1 pseudogene is annotated in these 864 nt (G+C 68.9%); it reads left to right on the top strand.

Annotated elements, in window-relative coordinates:
• Positions 1–864: pseudogene (locus tag LRG07_RS13740) on the top strand (IS21 family transposase); the annotation flags it as partial.

The raw sequence follows: 864 nt of genomic DNA, 5'->3' as shown, positions 1-864 counted from the left end.
ACCAGAGGAGTGCGTCTACGACCAGACGAAGATGGTGGTCATCGCCGAGCAGTTTCGGGAGCTGACGGTCAACGAGCGCTTCCACGCCTACGCCACCGCCGCCGGGTTCCATGTCCACGCCTGCCGCGGCTACGACCCGGAGAGCAAGGGCAAGGTCGAGGCCGGCGTGAAGTACGTCAAACGCGACTGCCTCTACGGCGAACGTTTCGCCGACGAGCAGGACCTGCGCGCCCATGTCCAGCAGTGGCTTGACGAGGTGGCCAATGTCCGCGTCCACGGCACCACGCAGCGCCAGCCTCAGGAGCACTTCGAGGCCGAGGAGCGGGCGCACCTGCGGCCCTACCTGACGCCGGAGTGGCTGGACCAGGCCAAGGCCGCGCTGGCCACCCGTAAGGTGGACAAGACGGGTCTGATCGCCTGGTCGGCGAACAAGTACTCGGTGCCGATGGCCTACCAGCGTGGCGAGGTCGGCGTTCAGGAGGACAGGGGGCAGCTGCACATCGTCGACCTGGAGACCGGCGAGATCGTGGCCACTCATCCAGTGGCCACCGGCAAGGGCCAGACCGTGCGCAACAGCCACCACTACCGAGATCGGGCCCGGCACATCGCCGAGCTGGAGGGGGCGATCGCCGAGCGCGTCGGCGCCGATCTCGGCGAGCGGCTCTGCGCCCGGCTGCGCGCCTGTGATCCGCGCATCTACCGTGATCAGGTCGCGGCGGTCAGTCGTATGCTCGAGGCCAGGCCTTTGCCGCCGAGCGATGTGCTCGAGCGTCTGGCCGAGCGCGAGGGGCTGACGGCCACGCGGGTCCGAGACTACCTCGAGGCCTATCACCGCGCCGAGCAGCGTGGCCGCGATGCAACGCC

Source organism: Halorhodospira sp. 9622 (genome assembly GCF_022228025.1).
In the GTDB taxonomy this organism is placed as follows: Bacteria; Pseudomonadota; Gammaproteobacteria; order Nitrococcales; family Halorhodospiraceae; genus Halorhodospira; species Halorhodospira halophila_A.
The sequence above is the reverse complement of the archived record's forward strand: the minus strand, read 5'-3'. Positions and strand labels throughout refer to the sequence as shown.